The sequence below is a fragment of the Bacillus sp. FJAT-42376 genome (assembly GCF_003816055.1).
Lineage (GTDB): Bacteria > Bacillota > Bacilli > Bacillales > Bacillaceae > Metabacillus_B.
Genome location: NZ_CP033906.1, coordinates 722,120 through 738,340 on the forward strand (window position 1 = coordinate 722,120; position 16,221 = coordinate 738,340).

General features: G+C 47.2%; 14 protein-coding genes and 1 pseudogene. 9 read left to right on the forward strand and 6 right to left on the reverse strand.

The window, feature by feature from the left end:
* Position 1 precedes the first annotated feature (1 nt).
* A complete protein-coding gene (purD, locus tag CEF21_RS03655) occupies positions 2-1,273 on the forward strand; it encodes a phosphoribosylamine--glycine ligase (RefSeq protein ID WP_123913416.1) in 1,272 nt (423 codons plus the stop codon).
* A 211-nt stretch (positions 1,274-1,484) separates the two neighbouring features.
* Positions 1,485-1,988: a YfiT family bacillithiol transferase gene (locus tag CEF21_RS03660; protein WP_123913417.1), complete on the forward strand. Its 504-nt coding sequence runs from the start codon at positions 1,485-1,487 to the stop codon at positions 1,986-1,988.
* A gap of 405 nt (positions 1,989-2,393) precedes the next feature.
* Here CEF21_RS03660 and CEF21_RS21830 read toward each other — a convergent pair whose 3' ends face one another.
* The 4 genes and pseudogenes from CEF21_RS21830 to CEF21_RS03670 all read right to left on the reverse strand — a co-directional run bounded on the left by CEF21_RS21830 (position 2,394) and on the right by CEF21_RS03670 (position 3,791).
* Positions 2,394-2,786 carry a methyl-accepting chemotaxis protein gene (locus CEF21_RS21830; protein WP_481747653.1) on the reverse strand — a complete coding sequence of 131 codons (393 nt, stop codon included), beginning with the start codon at positions 2,784-2,786 and terminating at the stop codon, positions 2,394-2,396.
* Positions 2,787-2,831: 45 nt separating this feature from the next.
* Positions 2,832-3,197, reverse strand: a pseudogene (locus tag CEF21_RS21835) (PAS domain-containing protein); the annotation flags it as partial.
* 99 nt (positions 3,198-3,296) lie between these two features.
* Positions 3,297-3,407, reverse strand: a complete 111-nt coding sequence (locus tag CEF21_RS21770) for an EYxxD motif small membrane protein (protein ID WP_346773365.1) — start codon at positions 3,405-3,407, stop codon at positions 3,297-3,299.
* Between the two features lie 132 nt (positions 3,408-3,539).
* Positions 3,540-3,791 (reverse strand): YgaP family membrane protein, encoded by a 252-nt coding sequence (locus tag CEF21_RS03670; RefSeq protein ID WP_123913419.1) that lies wholly within the window; start codon positions 3,789-3,791, stop codon positions 3,540-3,542.
* 157 nt (positions 3,792-3,948) lie between these two features.
* Here CEF21_RS03670 and CEF21_RS03675 point away from each other — a divergent pair, with 157 nt between their 5' ends.
* From CEF21_RS03675 to CEF21_RS03700, 6 genes are all read left to right on the forward strand, one after another.
* Positions 3,949-5,691 (forward strand): adenine deaminase C-terminal domain-containing protein, encoded by a 1,743-nt coding sequence (locus CEF21_RS03675; RefSeq protein ID WP_123913420.1) that lies wholly within the window; start codon positions 3,949-3,951, stop codon positions 5,689-5,691.
* Between the two features lie 115 nt (positions 5,692-5,806).
* The gene (locus CEF21_RS03680) at positions 5,807-6,112 is read left to right on the forward strand and encodes a YerC/YecD family TrpR-related protein (protein ID WP_123913421.1); all 306 of its coding nucleotides are present in this window, start codon (positions 5,807-5,809) and stop codon (positions 6,110-6,112) included.
* 123 nt (positions 6,113-6,235) lie between these two features.
* The gene (pcrB, locus tag CEF21_RS03685; protein WP_123919955.1) at positions 6,236-6,922 is read left to right on the forward strand and encodes a heptaprenylglyceryl phosphate synthase; all 687 of its coding nucleotides are present in this window, start codon (positions 6,236-6,238) and stop codon (positions 6,920-6,922) included.
* Between the two features lie 67 nt (positions 6,923-6,989).
* Positions 6,990-9,209, forward strand: a complete 2,220-nt coding sequence (gene pcrA, locus CEF21_RS03690; RefSeq protein WP_123913422.1) for a DNA helicase PcrA — start codon at positions 6,990-6,992, stop codon at positions 9,207-9,209.
* A gap of 26 nt (positions 9,210-9,235) precedes the next feature.
* On the forward strand, positions 9,236-11,245 hold the full coding sequence (ligA, locus tag CEF21_RS03695; protein ID WP_123913423.1) for an NAD-dependent DNA ligase LigA: 2,010 nt from the start codon (positions 9,236-9,238) through the stop codon (positions 11,243-11,245).
* A gap of 60 nt (positions 11,246-11,305) precedes the next feature.
* Positions 11,306-12,442, forward strand: coding sequence for a CamS family sex pheromone protein (locus CEF21_RS03700; protein WP_123919957.1), 1,137 nt, complete (start codon positions 11,306-11,308; stop codon positions 12,440-12,442).
* A gap of 399 nt (positions 12,443-12,841) precedes the next feature.
* Here the strand turns inward: CEF21_RS03700 and CEF21_RS03705 are convergent, their stop codons facing one another.
* Entirely contained in the window at positions 12,842-13,798 is a 957-nt protein-coding gene (locus tag CEF21_RS03705; protein ID WP_123913123.1) for an IS3 family transposase, read from the reverse strand.
* On the reverse strand, positions 13,786-14,094 hold the full coding sequence (locus CEF21_RS03710; RefSeq protein WP_123913424.1) for a transposase: 309 nt from the start codon (positions 14,092-14,094) through the stop codon (positions 13,786-13,788). Before CEF21_RS03710 ends, CEF21_RS03705 begins: the two co-directional genes overlap by 13 nt.
* 538 nt (positions 14,095-14,632) lie before the next feature.
* Here CEF21_RS03710 and pruA point away from each other — a divergent pair.
* Positions 14,633-16,180 (forward strand): L-glutamate gamma-semialdehyde dehydrogenase, encoded by a 1,548-nt coding sequence (gene pruA / locus CEF21_RS03715; RefSeq protein WP_123913425.1) that lies wholly within the window; start codon positions 14,633-14,635, stop codon positions 16,178-16,180.
* Positions 16,181-16,221 lie beyond the last annotated feature (41 nt).

Below are 16,221 nucleotides of genomic sequence, written 5' to 3' on the forward strand. Positions count from 1 at the left end.
TTTGAACGTACTCGTAATCGGACGGGGAGGCCGCGAGCATACCATCGCATGGAAGCTCGCTCAATCCGGCAGGACAGAAAAAGTATTTGCAGCACCGGGAAATGACGGAATGACCGATTGTGCAGTAAGAGTTCCGTTGGACGAGCTTGATTTTGACGGTCTTATTGCGTTTGCAAAAGCGAATGGAGTTGGCCTGACGGTAGTGGGGCCGGAGGTTCCTTTGCTCGAGGGAATAGTCGAAGCTTTTGAAAAAGAGGGTCTGAAGATTTTCGGACCGGCGAGCGATGCCGCGATGGTGGAAGGCAGCAAGCAGTTTGCGAAAGAGCTGATGGAGAAGTACCGCATTCCGACAGCGGGATACGCCGCTTTCACCTCCTATGAAGAAGCAAGGGCGTACGTGGAGAAAAACGGGGTCCCCATTGTCATCAAAGCGGACGGACTGGCAGCCGGAAAAGGGGTAACAGTTGCTCTGACCATGGAGGACGCGCTTCAGTGCCTGAACGATTTCCTTCTCGATGAAAAGTTCGGAGAAGCGAGTAAATCTGTTGTCATTGAAGAGTTTCTCGAGGGAGAGGAATTTTCCCTCATGGCCTTCGTAAATGGAGAGAAAGTATATCCGATGGTCATTGCCCAGGATCATAAACGGGCGTTTGACGGTGACCTCGGACCGAACACGGGAGGAATGGGTGCCTACTCTCCTGTTCCGCAAATACCGGAAGAGGCTGTAGGGGAAGCCATTCGATCCGTGCTGGAGCCGGCTGCGAAGGGTCTTGTTCAGGAAGGCAGCCCGTTTACCGGGATTCTGTACGCCGGCCTTATGCTGACGGCAGACGGCCCGAAGGTGATCGAATTCAACGCGCGCTTCGGCGATCCCGAAACACAGGCCGTTCTTCCGAGAATGAAGAGTGACCTGGTGGACGTGATCGGAGCAGTGATGGAAGGCCGGGACTTTGAAATAGAGTGGAGTGAGGAAGCCGCTGTTGCCGTAGTGCTTGCTTCAGAAGGATATCCGGAAGCGTACGAAAAAGGAACGGTGCTGAACGGATTGGAGGATGCCGCTGGAGAAGCGGCTGTGTTCCATGCCGGCACCAAGCTTTCCGGAGACCGCTTTGTTTCAGACGGCGGGCGGATTCTTGCTGTTTCTGCAAACGGGAGGAGCATAAAGGAAGCACAGGAAAAAGCATATAAAGCGATTCGATATATGGACGGGAACGGCGTTTTTTACCGGACGGATATTGGACATAAAGCTTTTACAGCAAAAACCCCCTACTAAAAAGGGGGTTTTTCGTATTCGCTAATGGATATCTACGAAAAAAATGATAGATCTGCGAAAATATCAATATATCGGCGATTTTTAAAATTTTTCGACGAAAACAGAGAGATATCGATTTTTCGGGGGGATTCGACAATGCGCTGCCCATCCAAAACAAGCCATACTAAAAAGAATCCTCATCAAATAAAATAAGAGAAAGGAGGAATGAGCCATGGACGAAAAATATCCGATTGGACCGTTTCAGCATGAGGGAGTGATAACAAACGAACAGGTGGAGAAATGGATCGCCCAAATAGAAGAACTGCCCGGGCTGCTGCGCCAGGCGGTTGGCCATCTCACGGATCAGCAGCTGGATACACCGTACCGTCCCGGAGGATGGACCGTACGCCAGGTCGTTCACCATTTGGCGGACAGCCATATGAATGCGTTTATCCGGTTCAAGCTTGCCATGACAGAAGAGCGGCCCCTTATCAAACCGTATAACGAAGGAGCGTGGGCCAGGCTTTCAGATTCCCGCTTGCCTGTGGAGCCTTCACTTCAGCTGATCGAAGCCCTGCATATCCGCCTAGTGAACGTACTGCGCAGCCTGACCCATTCTGACCGTAAACGTGTTTTCGTTCATCCGGACTCCGGCGAGGTTTCACTGGGAAGAAACATTGGTCTGTATGCCTGGCACGGAAGGCACCATCTTGCCCATATTAAGAGCGCCATATAAAACAAGCCTCCGCACATGCGGAGGCTTGTCCTCATTTTTATAGGATGCTGCCGAGCAGTCCGCCAAGCAGACCATCGTCATCGTCATCGTCATTCAAAATCTCCTAATCACCAAGCTTACGGAGGCGGGATAAAAAAAGATCAGAATGTTTCAAGGGTTGGGAGGAAGGGGCGATCTGTAAACGCTGTTATTTCGCTGTCATCATGATTCGATTTAGACGGGGTTTTGAAATGACTGTGTAATGGAAGCATAAAAGCAGGGGGAGGTAATCTGTCTGTTTTAGTGAAAGGTTTTAGTGCAAGCTTTAACAATTGCCATTCAAAAGGACGTGTGAGCAGGTTATCATTTCTGACGAGGGTAAAAGCCGCTCTTAGTCTTTCAGCTTTTACCTTCGAAAGCGATTCGTTATGTGGCGGCCCCTTCAAATTCGGTAATGGTCGCGGTAAATTTAATTTGTGTCTCTTGGATGATTGCTTGAAGGGTGTTTGTCAGACTGCTGACTTTATGCGCTTCTTTTGTGATGTGCTCTACGTTGGAGTTTACTTTATCAATAGCTTCGTCAACGCTAGTTGATAATCTGCGGATTTCGTCTGCGACCACTTTAAAGCCTTTCCCTTGCTCACCGACACGTGCTGCTTCTATGGCTGCATTTAAAGCAACCATATTCGTCTGCGATGAAATATGGCTGATGGCCTTAGAGGTCTGGCTGATCAAATCGGTCTGTTTTTGCAGAGCCAGCACTGCCTGGCTGCTTTCCTTTGTATTGGCAACGACCAGTTCTGCCAATTCTTCAGGCATGCTCTTAAGCTCCGAAATAATGTTGAGCGTTCTGTTTTCCTGTTCCGTGATATTGGTGGCGATTTTTAAAACGGCTGTTACTTCTCCGGTTTCATCTGCCACGGGAATATAGGTAGCTTCAAACCAAAGCAGACTCCCGTTTTTGCTCACGCGCTCAATTTTCTCCTGAAACTTTTTCCCTTTTTTCAAATTAGACCACAGTGCCTTGTATTCCTCACTTTTTTGAAATGCGTCGGTACAAAAACTCTGGTGCTTCATTCCGCTCATCTCTTCCGGCCGGTAGCCCATCGCCGAAGCAAAGTTGCGGTTTACCCATATGACTTCTTTGTTCAAATTGAATTCAATCATAGCCAGATGTGTTTCAAGAGCTGTTATAACCGCATCTGTGTGTAAAACCTGAGTCATTATCATTCAATTGTCCTCCAAATATCTCTTTATACATTAGGTATATCGGACTATTCAGTGAATTCTTTAGTAAAATAAAGAACGTCCTGCAAACAGGACGTCCGACTATCTTACACGCCTTTTCCGCCTGACAAAAACAAACGCCAGTGCCACAATTCCTCCAATTAGAGAGGCATAAACGAAAAGCATATCTTTCATGTATTCGAGAAAATCCATCCAATCACCTCATTTTAAAGGGTCTGTCCCTGCTTTGCTAACGGAACTTAACTGCCGCTTAAGGGTTTGCAGCTAAAAACAGTACAGGACTGGCTAAGGCTCAGTCCCGTACTTTCAAAAAGGGACTGAACCTTAAGAAGGATTATAGGTGTCCCCGCTGTGTTCATCATCCTGATTCATTTCTTTCGCCTGATCATACAGAAGTGTCAGCGGACAAAAACGCAAAATGCCTTCCCCGACTTTCATGGCTCCAAGCATGATAAGGAGAATAAGCGATTCTCTCCAAGGTTTTTTAGCATACTTAGCGGAAGCGACTGCTAGTACCGTCAGTCCGACTGTAATGCGGACCAAAGCATTTACAATGCCGATATTTGGCTTTAACATTTGGAAACCTCCCTTAATTGTGAAAAATTTTCAAATTTATTTGATTCTTTCATGCATTAACGTATTAATTGTGATAACATGAAAAGGAAAATTAAGGGCCTGCGCCTCCAAACTAGTGAAAGCGTTTGCCTAATGATTCCAGAAGGAGGATTCAACGATGCCCGAACACCGATCCGCATGGAAAAATCACCAGATCCGTGAACAAATCCAAGTACTAGACCATGAACAAGCACCGACGGTCCTCTTGAAGAATGCGTTTATTTTGAACTCCTACATTAAACAATGGATCCGCGGGAACGTATGGATTTACGGCGACCGGATTGTATATATAGGCGAAGAACTGCCGAAAAATACCACTCAAACTGAAATCATGGACTGTGAAGGGCTTTATCTTGTACCGGGGTACATTGAGCCGCATGCGCATCCTTTTCAGTTATATAATCCCCAGACGCTAGCGAGGTATGCGGCGCAGCATGGGACAACGACTATGATTAGCGATAACTTAAATTTGCTGTTTCAAAACGATAAAAAGAAAGCGCTTACTTTGCTGAGGAAATGCAAGGAGGAACCCTTTCATCATTTCTGGTGGGCAAGGTTTGATCTTCAATCGGAAGTAAAGGGTGAGGATCTGATCCTTTCGCCTGACTGTGTTTCGTCCTGGCTGGATCATGACTGTGTCCTTCAGGGAGGGGAACTGACGGGCTGGCCGAGCCTGCTTGCCGGCGATGATTTAATGCTGGACCGGATTCAGGAAGCCAAAAAGAAACGAAAACGGGTAGAAGGGCATTTTCCGGGTGCATCGGAACGGACCCTTACGAAAATGAAGCTTTTCGGAATTGATGGCGATCACGAAGCCATGACCGGAAAAGAAGTGTATACACGTCTTTTGGCGGGCTATACCGTTGCTCTTAGACATTCATCGATCCGGCCGGATTTGCCAAAGCTTTTAAAAGAAATAAAGGAAATTCCAATTTCTTCTTATGAACACTTGTTTTTTACAACAGATGGAGCAACCCCTGCTTTTTATCAGGAGGGAGTGACGAATCCTCTAATTGAGATGGCACTGAGTGAGGGGTTTGATCCGATTGAGGTCTATCATATGGCGAGCTTCAATATTGCCCGCTACTACGGAATTGATCATATGCTGGGCTCGGTTACGGCTGGCCGGTTTGCAACATTAAACTTCCTGACAGATCCGTGCAAGCCCAATCCGGTTCATGTGATGGCTAAAGGAAAATGGCTGAAAAGGGAGGGGGTTAATGTCCAAAAGGATGTGCATGAGCTTCCCTGGAAGGAATGCGGATTTTCTCCGCTTCAGATGAACTGGGGGCTGACGATGGATGATCTCCAGTTTTCCATGCCGCTCGGACTCCAGATGGTGAATGGAGTTATTTTAAAGCCTTACTCCATCAGCCGGGATTTGGCGACGGATGAATTGTCAGCCGATCATGATGAATCGTTTCTCGCTCTGATTGACCGGAATGGAAATTGGAGGATCAATACCGTTTTGAAGGGTTTTGGAGGGGTGAAAGGCATGGCAAGTTCCTTCTCTGCAACAGGGGACCTTCTCTTGATCGGCAAAAGCAAAGCGGACATGGTGGCCGCATGGAAGCAAATGGTTGAAATTGGCGGGGGGATTGTGATTTGCGAAGACGGCCGCATTGTTTTTGAGCTTCCGCTCGAATTGAGCGGTACAGCTTCAAAAGCGGAACTGCCTGAATTAATGGAAAAATACAGGGAGTTTCACGGGTGCTTAAAAGAGAGAGGGTATGCGTTTGAAGATCCGGTCTATACACTGTTTTTCCTCTCTTCAACCCATCTGCCGTTTGTCAGGATTACCCCGCGGGGGATTTTTGATGTGAAGAAAAAAACGATACTCTTTCCATCGATAATGCGTTAAAATAGGAAAGGATAACGAATATTTATTCGTGTTCAGTGATTTTTACTCCAATCCCTTTTGACTTACTATTAGACCCGGCTAAATAGATGAACCTAAAATAAAGGAGAATGTCTGCATGCAAATTGATAAACTGCGCGGCAAAGAGCTTGATCAGTTATTTGAATCCGTGCTCTCCCTGAAAGACTTGGACGAGTGCTATCGATTTTTTGATGATTTGTGCACGGTGAATGAAATTCAATCACTGGCACAGCGTCTGGAAGTGGCAAGAATGCTCCGCGAAGGGTTTACGTATCATAAAATTGAAACGGAAACAGGAGCAAGCACCGCAACCATCTCACGCGTCAAGCGCTGCCTGAACTACGGAAATGATGCCTATACAATGGCACTTGAACGGATCCACAAACAGCCAAACGAATCATAAGAAGACGCCCGCTGCGGTGTCTTTTTTTTGCGCGCTTTTTCCAAAAATGAATGCCGCCCAGAAGGTGTTCTGCACCTCCGAATTTGATATAATAATGAAATGGTTAAAAGGGAGGCGTACATGATGTACGATGTGAAAGAATGGCGCCACGCGTTTAAGCTGGACCCGGACAAGCCGATAACGGATGAAGATCTTGAGAAGGTCTGCGAATCCGGGACAGATGCGGTAATTATTGGCGGAAGCGATCATATAGACGAAGAAGATATTTTAAATCTGATGGCCCGTGTCAGACGGTACCTCGTTCCTTGCGTACTCGAGGTTTCCACTCTTGAAGCCATCGTGCCGGGATTTGATTTGTATTTTATCCCGACTGTGCTGAACAGCCGGGATCCGAAGTGGATTGTAGAGCTCCATAAAAATGCAGTCAAAGAGTACGGGGAACTGATGGATTGGGATGAAATGCTCGTCGAGGGTTATTGCATTTTAAATGAAGACTGCAAGGCAGCGAAGCTAACAGACGCGGATACGGAGATTGATCTTGAAGATGTGAAGGCCTATGCCCGTATGTCTGAAAATATGTTCCACTTGCCGGTCTTTTATATGGAATACAGCGGCACTTATGGAAATCCGCAGTGGGTTCAGGAAGTCAGTGCAGTCCTCAATAAGACGAAATTGTTCTACGGGGGCGGAATCGCATCTCCGGAACAGGCAGCAGAGATGGGAAGCTTTGCAGATACGGTAATAGTGGGAAACATTATTTACGACGATTTGAAGGCAGCACTGAAAACGGTCAGCGCCGTGAAAAGCTGATTGCAAAAACAAGGGCACCGATTTAAAATAAAGGTAAGAACAAACGTTTGGTTAGGCGGTGGACAAATTGGATTTTATAGCGCAGCAGCTATTAAATGGATTGAATGAAGAACAGGGGAATGCCGTAAAGGCGACGGACGGTCCCCTTTTAATCATGGCAGGAGCGGGAAGCGGAAAAACGAGGGTGCTTACTCACCGGATTGCCTATCTTATGGCAGAGAAGCGGGTTGCTCCGTGGAACATTCTTGCCCTGACCTTTACGAACAAAGCGGCTCGGGAAATGAAAGAGCGGATCGGGCGCCTGCTCGGACCGGGGGCAGACGATATCTGGATCTCCACGTTCCACTCCATGTGTGTCCGTATTTTAAGAAGAGACATCGACCGCATCGGAGTCAGCCGGAATTTCTCCATTCTGGATTCAGCAGACCAGCTGTCGGTCGTTAAATCCATCCTGAAGGAACGGAACCTTGATCCGAAAAAATACGATCCAAGGGCGATTCTCGGTTCGATCAGCAGTGCGAAAAATGAACTGATTGATGCAGAGGAGTATGCTAAATCCTCAACAGGAGGAATGTTCGAGCAGATCGTAAGTGATATTTACACAGATTATCAAAAAAAGCTTCTGAAAAACCAGTCGCTTGATTTTGACGACCTCATTATGACAACCATCCGGCTGTTTGAACGAGTGCCGGAAGTGCTTGAGTTTTATCAGCGGAAGTTCCAGTACATTCATGTGGATGAGTATCAGGATACGAACCGGGCCCAGTACCTGCTTGTCAAAATGATGGCGTCCAGGTTCCGGAATCTGTGCGTAGTAGGGGACTCGGATCAGTCCATCTATGCATGGCGCGGAGCGGATATCTCCAACATTCTTTCCTTCGAAAAAGACTATCCGAATGCAGAAGTGATTATGCTTGAACAAAACTACCGCTCCACACAGAGAATTTTGAATGCAGCGAATCAGGTTATTCAAAACAACTCGAACCGCAAGCCGAAAAACTTGTGGACGGAAAACGATGAGGGGACGAAAATCACGTATTACCGCGCGGACTCTGAATCGGCCGAGGGGCAGTTTGTGGCAGGCAAAATTAAAGAGCTTTACGATCAGGGCAAAAGAAAATTCTCCGACTGTGCGATTCTATACCGGACGAATGCCCAGTCACGGGTGATGGAGGAAATCCTGATTAAGTCAAACATCCAGTACCAGATTGTCGGAGGCATTAAGTTCTACGACAGAAAAGAGATTAAGGACTTGCTTGCCTATCTCCGCATGATTGCCAATCCCGATGATGACATCAGTTTTGCCCGGATTGTAAATGTGCCGAAGCGGGGAATCGGGGCCACCTCGATCGACCGGGTGGCCGGCTATGCGGCGAATAACGACCTGTCCATGTATCAGGCCATTCACGAAGTTGATTTTATCGGTCTGCCAGCAAAAGCGACGAATGCCCTGATCGAATTCCGGGACTTGATCCGCAACCTTACTGGAATGCAGGATTACTTATCTGTTACGGAATTAACAGAAGAAATTTTAGAGAGATCCGGCTACAGAGAAATGCTGAAGACGGAAAAAAGCATTGAGGCGCAGAGCCGTCTTGAAAATATTGACGAGTTTTTATCTGTTACGCAAAACTTTGAGAAAAACAACGAAGACAAAAGCCTCGTCTCATTCCTGACCGACCTCGCCCTGATCGCCGATATCGATTCTTTAAGCGAGGAAGAGCAGGAACAGCAGGATGCGGTCGTACTGATGACTCTTCACTCAGCAAAAGGACTGGAATTCCCGGTCGTTTTCCTGATGGGGATGGAGGAGGGCGTGTTCCCTCACAGCCGTTCTCTTATGGAAGAAGGCGAGATGGAAGAAGAGCGCCGGCTTGCTTATGTAGGGATTACGAGAGCGGAGGAAGAACTGTATTTAACAAACGCTCAAATGAGGACCCTTTTCGGACGGACGAACATGAATCCGGAATCCCGTTTTATTGCGGAAATACCTGAAGAATTATTGGAAAACCTAAATGAGAAAAGAAAAGCCATGACGACTCCGTTCGGAAACACGAAGCGTGACCGGAAAGTTATGGCGCAGGTGAAACGTCCGGTGAAAGCATCCACCGGAGGAGAAGGCTTTGACTGGGGCGTCGGCGACAAAGCCGAGCACAAAAAATGGGGCACTGGAACAGTTGTCAGCGTAAAAGGCGAAGGGGACAGCAAGGAGCTGGATATCGCCTTCCCGAGTCCTGTTGGCATTAAGCGTCTGCTCGCTGCATTTGCTCCGATCAAAAAAGGATAAGATAGCCATAGGAAAGGGTTGGGATTATGACCGATTTTCAATCATCCCAGACAAGAGTTCAAGAGCTGCACGAACTGTTAAACCAATACAATTATGAATACCACGTTCTCGATAAGCCGAGCGTTCCGGATTCCGAGTACGATCAGCGGCTTCATGAGCTGATTGCCATCGAAGAGCAGTTCCCTGAGCTGAAGACACCGGATTCTCCATCGCAGCGTGTAGGCGGGGCAATTTTGGAAGGCTTCAGCAAGGTTGAGCATAAAACACCGATGCTGAGCCTTGGCAATGCCTTCAACGATCAGGATTTGCGGGATTTTGACCGCCGTGTCCGCCAGAATGCCGGAGACGATGTGCAGTACGTCGCAGAATTGAAGATTGATGGCCTTGCTGTTTCCCTCCGCTATGAAAATGGCGTGTTTGTCCAGGGAGCGACAAGGGGAGACGGTTCGATTGGAGAGGATATCACCGATAACCTGAAAACGATCCGCTCCATTCCGCTCCGGCTGAAAAAAGCGCTATCCATTGAGGTTCGCGGAGAAGCATTCATGCCTAAAAGATCGTTTGAAAAGCTGAATGAGAAAAAAATCGAGCTGGAGGAAGAACCATTTGCCAACCCGCGCAACGCGGCAGCAGGTTCTCTAAGACAGCTTGATCCGAAAATTGCCGCGAAACGAAATCTCGATATTTTCGTCTATGGTATAGGAGACCTTGGTGAAACTGGCGTCGAAAAACAGAGTGAAGGTCTCGATCTTCTGGACGAGCTTGGCTTTAAGACAAACCTTGAGAGAAAAAAATGCGAAAACATAGAAGAAGTCATTGAGATGCTGCACACGATTCAGGAGCAGCGCAATTCCCTTCCCTATGAAATTGACGGTGTCGTGATCAAGGTCGATGCATTAAGCCAGCAGCAGCAGCTCGGATTTACCGCGAAGAGTCCCCGGTGGGCCATTGCCTACAAATTCCCGGCTGAAGAAGTCATGACGAAGCTTCTTGATATTGAACTGAACGTCGGCCGTACCGGTGTCATCACCCCAACGGCCATCCTTGAACCGGTCCGTGTGGCGGGAACGACTGTCCAGCGTGCGTCCCTGCATAATGAAGACCTGATTCGCGAAAAGGATATCCGTTTAGGAGATTATGTGATCGTAAAAAAAGCCGGCGATATCATCCCGGAGGTCGTCAATGTTCTGGCCGAACACCGCACCGGAGATGAAAAGGAATTTTCCATGCCTGAGGCCTGTCCGGAATGCGAAAGCGAGCTTGTACGGATTGAAGGCGAAGTGGCTTTGCGCTGCATCAATCCAATGTGTCCGGCTCAACTGCGTGAAGGATTGATTCATTTCGTATCCAGAAATGCAATGAATATTGACGGTCTTGGCGAGCGCGTCATTGCCCAGCTTTTCAAAGAAGGACTGATTACAGACGTAGCGGATTTGTATGAACTCACAAGAGAGCAGCTTCTGTCCCTCGAACGAATGGGAGAGAAATCAACGGAAAATCTGCTGAATGCCATTTTGAAATCGAAAGAGAACTCCCTTGAAAAGCTTTTGTTCGGCCTTGGAATCCGCCATGTCGGATCAAAAGCGGCAAAAACGCTTGCCCAGACATTTGAAACGATGGACCGCCTCATGACAGCAAGCCGTGAAGACCTGCTGTCCATCAATGAAATCGGGGATAAAATGGCCGACGCGGTCGTGACGTATTTTGAAAAACCGGAAGTAGCCCAGCTGATCGATGAGCTGAAAAGCCATGAAGTGAATATGGACTATAAAGGACCGAAGCTTGTATCGCCTGAGGAAATCGACTCCGTTTTTGCCGGCAAAACCATTGTGCTGACCGGAAAGCTCGAGCAGCTGAGCCGCAATGAGGCAAAAGCAGAAATCGAAGCGCTTGGCGGGAAAGTAACGGGCAGTGTCAGCAAAACGACCGATCTTGTGATTGCAGGGGAAGCAGCGGGAAGCAAGCTGTCTAAAGCACAGGAGCTTGGAATTGAAGTATGGGATGAACAAAGAATGATTGAGGAATTAAAGAAATAGAGCAGAGCAGGGAGTGGGCATCTTTTGAAAAAATGGGCAGTCATACTGGCGGCGTGCAGCATGCTTTTAAGTGCATGCACGCCAAGCTTTGGTGACGACAATGAAGTAGTTCAGGAAACAGACAATGAGAAACAGAAAGCCATCATTCCGAAAAGCAGCATCTCCGACTCGGAATACAGTGTGGTTCTCCCCTTTAAAGCGGGGGCCGCAAGAGGACTGACAGCAGAAAACCTGAACACCCGACTCGATTTGGATAAATTTGAAACAGGTCTGATGGACATTGCGCAGGAACCTTTTCCTTCTGACAAAGATTTTTATTATCAGGAGGGCCAGTACCTGACGGAAGAACAAGTCAGCGGTTGGCTACGCTACAAATATGAAGGCGAAGCGTTAAAAACCAAGCAGGACGAAGCGAAAAAACAAAAAAAAGAATTTAAAAACACAGGGCTCAACCCCGCCATCTCGGATCTTGAACGAACTGATACGAAAAAATACCTGGCAAGCGTTCTTGAGCAGGACTATTTAAAACGGGTCGACAAGAATACGGTGAAGCTAGGCGGAGTTGTTATTGGCGTGGCGCTGAATTCTGTTCACTACTACAAACAGGACGACATTGCCAAGGAACAGAAACTGGATAATGCCACAATCCGCAAAGAAGGCGAAAAAATCGCAGCGGAAATCGTCAAGCAAACCCGGCAAAACAAAGAGCTCAACGATGTGCCGATTACCATCGCCCTATACCAGCAGGAGCCGAAATCTTCGATCGTCCCAGGACGTTTCATCGCTCAAAGCCAGGCCCGTCCCGGCAGCAGCAATCTGGATGGCTGGAAAGATATCAATGAAAGCTATCAATTTTTCCCGTCTCCAGAATCAAAAGAACAAAAACCGGAAGACGCCGACACCTTTGAACGGTTAAAGGAAGACATCGGAGACTACTTCCCGAATTACACGGGTGTCATCGGCAAGGCCTATTACAAAGATGACGAAATGAAATCTTTGAAAATCGAAATTCCGATGCAATTCTACGGAAAAGCCGAAGTCATCGCCCTGACCCAATTCGTCAACGACAAAATCAATCAGTACTTCCCGCAGGACTACATCGACCTTGAGGTCAACATCACCTCAACAAGCGGCCAGGAAGCACTAATCGTCCGAAAATCTGGAAGTGAAAAAGCGACGACACATATCTTTAAATAATGAGTGGAGACTGCCGATTTTGTTTGGCAGTCTTTTTTTGTGTGAGTGTTAGAGGCATAAGTTTTGAAGCTGTACTGGTATGGGCAGTCCTGGTGCAGGGGCCCTTACTTTGCTAAAGGATGAAAGCTCTGGCACCACTCCTTAAAACAGCTGGTTTATAAAGGATTGGAGATCAAAGCCTCCGTCCCCTGCAGTTTTTAAGAAGAGCGGGTGAGCTGCTCCTGATGCAACGTCCGAAGGCATTGATGAAGTTAGGTATTATTGAAAATCAAAATTTATTATCGATTTCGGGCCTTATATTATCGGAAAATAGAATATATTATCGAAATTAGCCTTTATATCGGCTGAGCCCCCTAATTTTGGACACGCTCTTCCGAATTCTAATGTTTTCTCCGTTTTTCAAAGAGCGATCTTTCTGGGTTTTACTTCACCCTTTTTATGTTTCTGAAAATAGACAGCTGGAGGCCAGTCCTCAAGGCTTCCATGCAGTCTTTTGTTATTGTAAAACTGAATGTATTCCTTCACGACTTCATTGGCCTCTTCGAATGTCTGGAATTCGTGCCGCTGGTAACACTCTCGTTCGAGGACGCTATGAAAGGACTCGATATAAGCATTCAAATTAGGTGACTTTGGAGGAATTCGTTCATGCTCCAGCCTCTCTTTGTTTTCCAGGCAGAACTCTTGAAATTGGATCCCGATAAACTGGGGTCCATTATCGGTTCTAAGCACCAGCTTCTCTTCGCCGGAATTTTCTATTTTACGGGCTCTCAGAGCCGTCTTAAGCATTTTTGTGATATCTTTCCCGCCACATGTTCTCCCTAAATAAAAGCCGACAATCTTCCGATCGTACACGTCTATCGCGCTTGCCAGGTAGAAAAAACGCTCTATGCCTGGGATGTATCCATATTTGATGTCAATCTGCCACATTTGATTTGGACCTGTGACGATTCGATTCCTGGCAATCTTTCTGGGGTACTTATTGTTTCGAATTTTTAAAGGGAACAGGATCCCCATTTCCTTGCACAGACGGTACACCTTCTTTTTACTGATGGTCAGATGGTGCTTCCGTTTTAGGCAGCTTGTCAGTTTCCGATACCCATAGACCGCCTCCATACCACCGATCAGCTTGACCAGGTACGCTTTGATTTGCTCGTCAGATACACGTTTTCCTTTTGAGTCTAAGGAAAAACCGGGGATAGGCCTTCCGCCAGCTACCCTTTTCGCCGGAATGGGATTGGCCTGTTGATAATAGTAAGTGGACTTAGATATTCCCACAATGTTGATTACCCGAGTGACCGCAAACCCGGCTTCTACCCATTCTTTTGCGAATTCGACTTTATCGGTTAGCGTTTCGATTTTTTTTTTATCATTTCTCGAAGCATTTCAACTTCCAGCTCTTTTTCCCCTAACAGTTTCATGGCTTGATCATATTTTTTCTGGATCTCATCCGTACCAGAGTTTTCAGAAAGGGGAGAGACACCCTCCATTTTCATCTCTAATTCGACTTCATCCCGATACTGGCGCACCCACCCAGACAGAGTAGAAGGAGCTACTGATAATTTCCTGGCTAGGAAAGCCGTATTGCCGGACTCTAATGCCATTCTGACATATTTCTTCTTTACGTCCTCAATCGGACCATTCTTTCTCTTCATCTTGGCCTCATCTCCTCTGCCCTCATTATATTTAGAATGAGTGGAGGTGTCCAAACTAGTTAGGGGGCCTGAGAGATATTATCGAAAATCAAAATTTATTATCGATTCCTCTTATTTCGACAAAATTTGTTTGGAACGACTAATCCTTAGCGTAAGCTCCTCAGTAGAAGTGGTTAGAACTTAGTTTCGGTGTCCAGCTCCGGGCGCTAGCTGTTCGGCCGCTTCACTGGCCCTGTCAAAGTAAAAGAGCGACTTTGTCAGTTCCAGCTCCACCGTCTCTCACAGCTGAGCAAGCGCCCTCCGCTTTTCTTCGGTGTCCAGCTCCGGGCGCTAGCGCTTCGGCCGCTTCGCTTCTTCTGTCGAGGCAAAGAGCGCCTCTCTGTCAGAAGCTCCACCGTCTCTCAGCGCTGATCAAGCGCCCTTCGCTTTTCTTAGTAAAATAAAATTTGTAACAATCGTTTCTATGTTTGAATGGTTGTGAATAATCAGTTAGAATAGATTTTGTAACCGTTTTATTTCAAAAGGAGGCGTATTTTAAATGGTAGTACCTTACAAGCATGAGCCGTTTACGGATTTTTCGGTAGATTCGAATAAAAGTGATTTTGAGAAAGGATTAGCGACAGTAGAATCCTATCTTGGTAGAGACTACGATTTGATTGTTGGCGGAGAAAGAATTTCCACTGAAGATAAAATCGTTTCTGTTAACCCTGCTAATAAAGAAGAGGTAGTCGGACGCGTTTCGAAGGCGAGCCGTGAGATCGCTGAGAAGGCGATGAAGATTGCCGATGAGACTTTTAATACATGGCGCAAGACGAAGCCTGAGGTTCGTGCAGATATTCTATTCCGCGCTGCTGCCATTGTACGCCGCCGCAAGCATGAGTTTTCTGCACTTCTTTTAAAGGAAGCGGGTAAACCATGGAATGAAGCGGATGCAGATACGGCGGAAGCTATTGATTTTATGGAATATTATGCGCGTCAAATGCTGAAGCTGAAAGACGGACAGCCGGTTGAGAGCCGTCCTGGTGAGTACAACCGCTACAGTTACATACCGCTTGGAGTAGGTGTTGTTATATCTCCGTGGAACTTCGCATTTGCGATTATGGCTGGAACGACGGTTGCTGCGCTTGTTGCAGGAAATACAGTTTTATTAAAACCAGCTTCCACGACACCGGTTGTGGCAGCTAAATTCATAGAAGTTTTAGAAGAAGCAGGCCTTCCAAAAGGCGTTGTCAACTATATTCCTGGAAGCGGAGCAGAGGTAGGCGACTATTTGGTCGATCACCCGCGCACTCGTTTCATTTCTTTCACAGGTTCCCGTGATGTCGGTCTGCGCATTTATGAGCGTGCATCCAAATTGAGCGAAGGCCAAATCTGGCTGAAGCGTGTAATCGCTGAAATGGGCGGTAAGGATACGATTGTTGTAGATAAAGAGGCAGATCTTGAGCTGGCTGCCCAATCCATCGTGAAATCAGCGTTTGGTTTCTCAGGACAAAAGTGCTCCGCTTGCTCCCGTGCGGTTATCGTAGAAGATGTGTACGATCAAGTGGTGGATCGTGTAGTTGAACTGACAAAAGAACTGACAGTCGGCGATACGACAGACGGATCCATCTTCATGGGGCCGGTTATCGATCAGGCTGCGTTTGATAAAATTATGGAATATGTGGAAATTGGACGCAATGAAGGACGCCTTCTTGCGGGCGGCGAAGGGGACAGCTCAAAAGGCTACTTCATCCAGCCGACTGTTGTGGCGGACGTTGATCCGAATGCCCGTGTGATGCAGGAAGAAATCTTCGGACCATTCGTTGCAATTGCGAAAGCGAAAGATTTCAATGAAGCCATTGAGATTGCCAATAACACAGAGTACGGTTTGACAGGTGCTGTTATCACGAACAACCGCGATCATATCGAGCAGGCGAGAGAAGATTTCCACGTAGGAAACCTTTACTTCAACCGCGGCTGCACAGGTGCGATTGTAGGGTATCAGCCGTTTGGAGGATTCAACATGTCCGGAACCGACTCTAAAGCGGGCGGTCCAGATTATCTTGTTCTTCATATGCAAGCGAAAACCACTTCTGAAACGCTCTAATCGAATATAGAAAAAGCCTGCTGACTTAGTTCAGCAGGCTT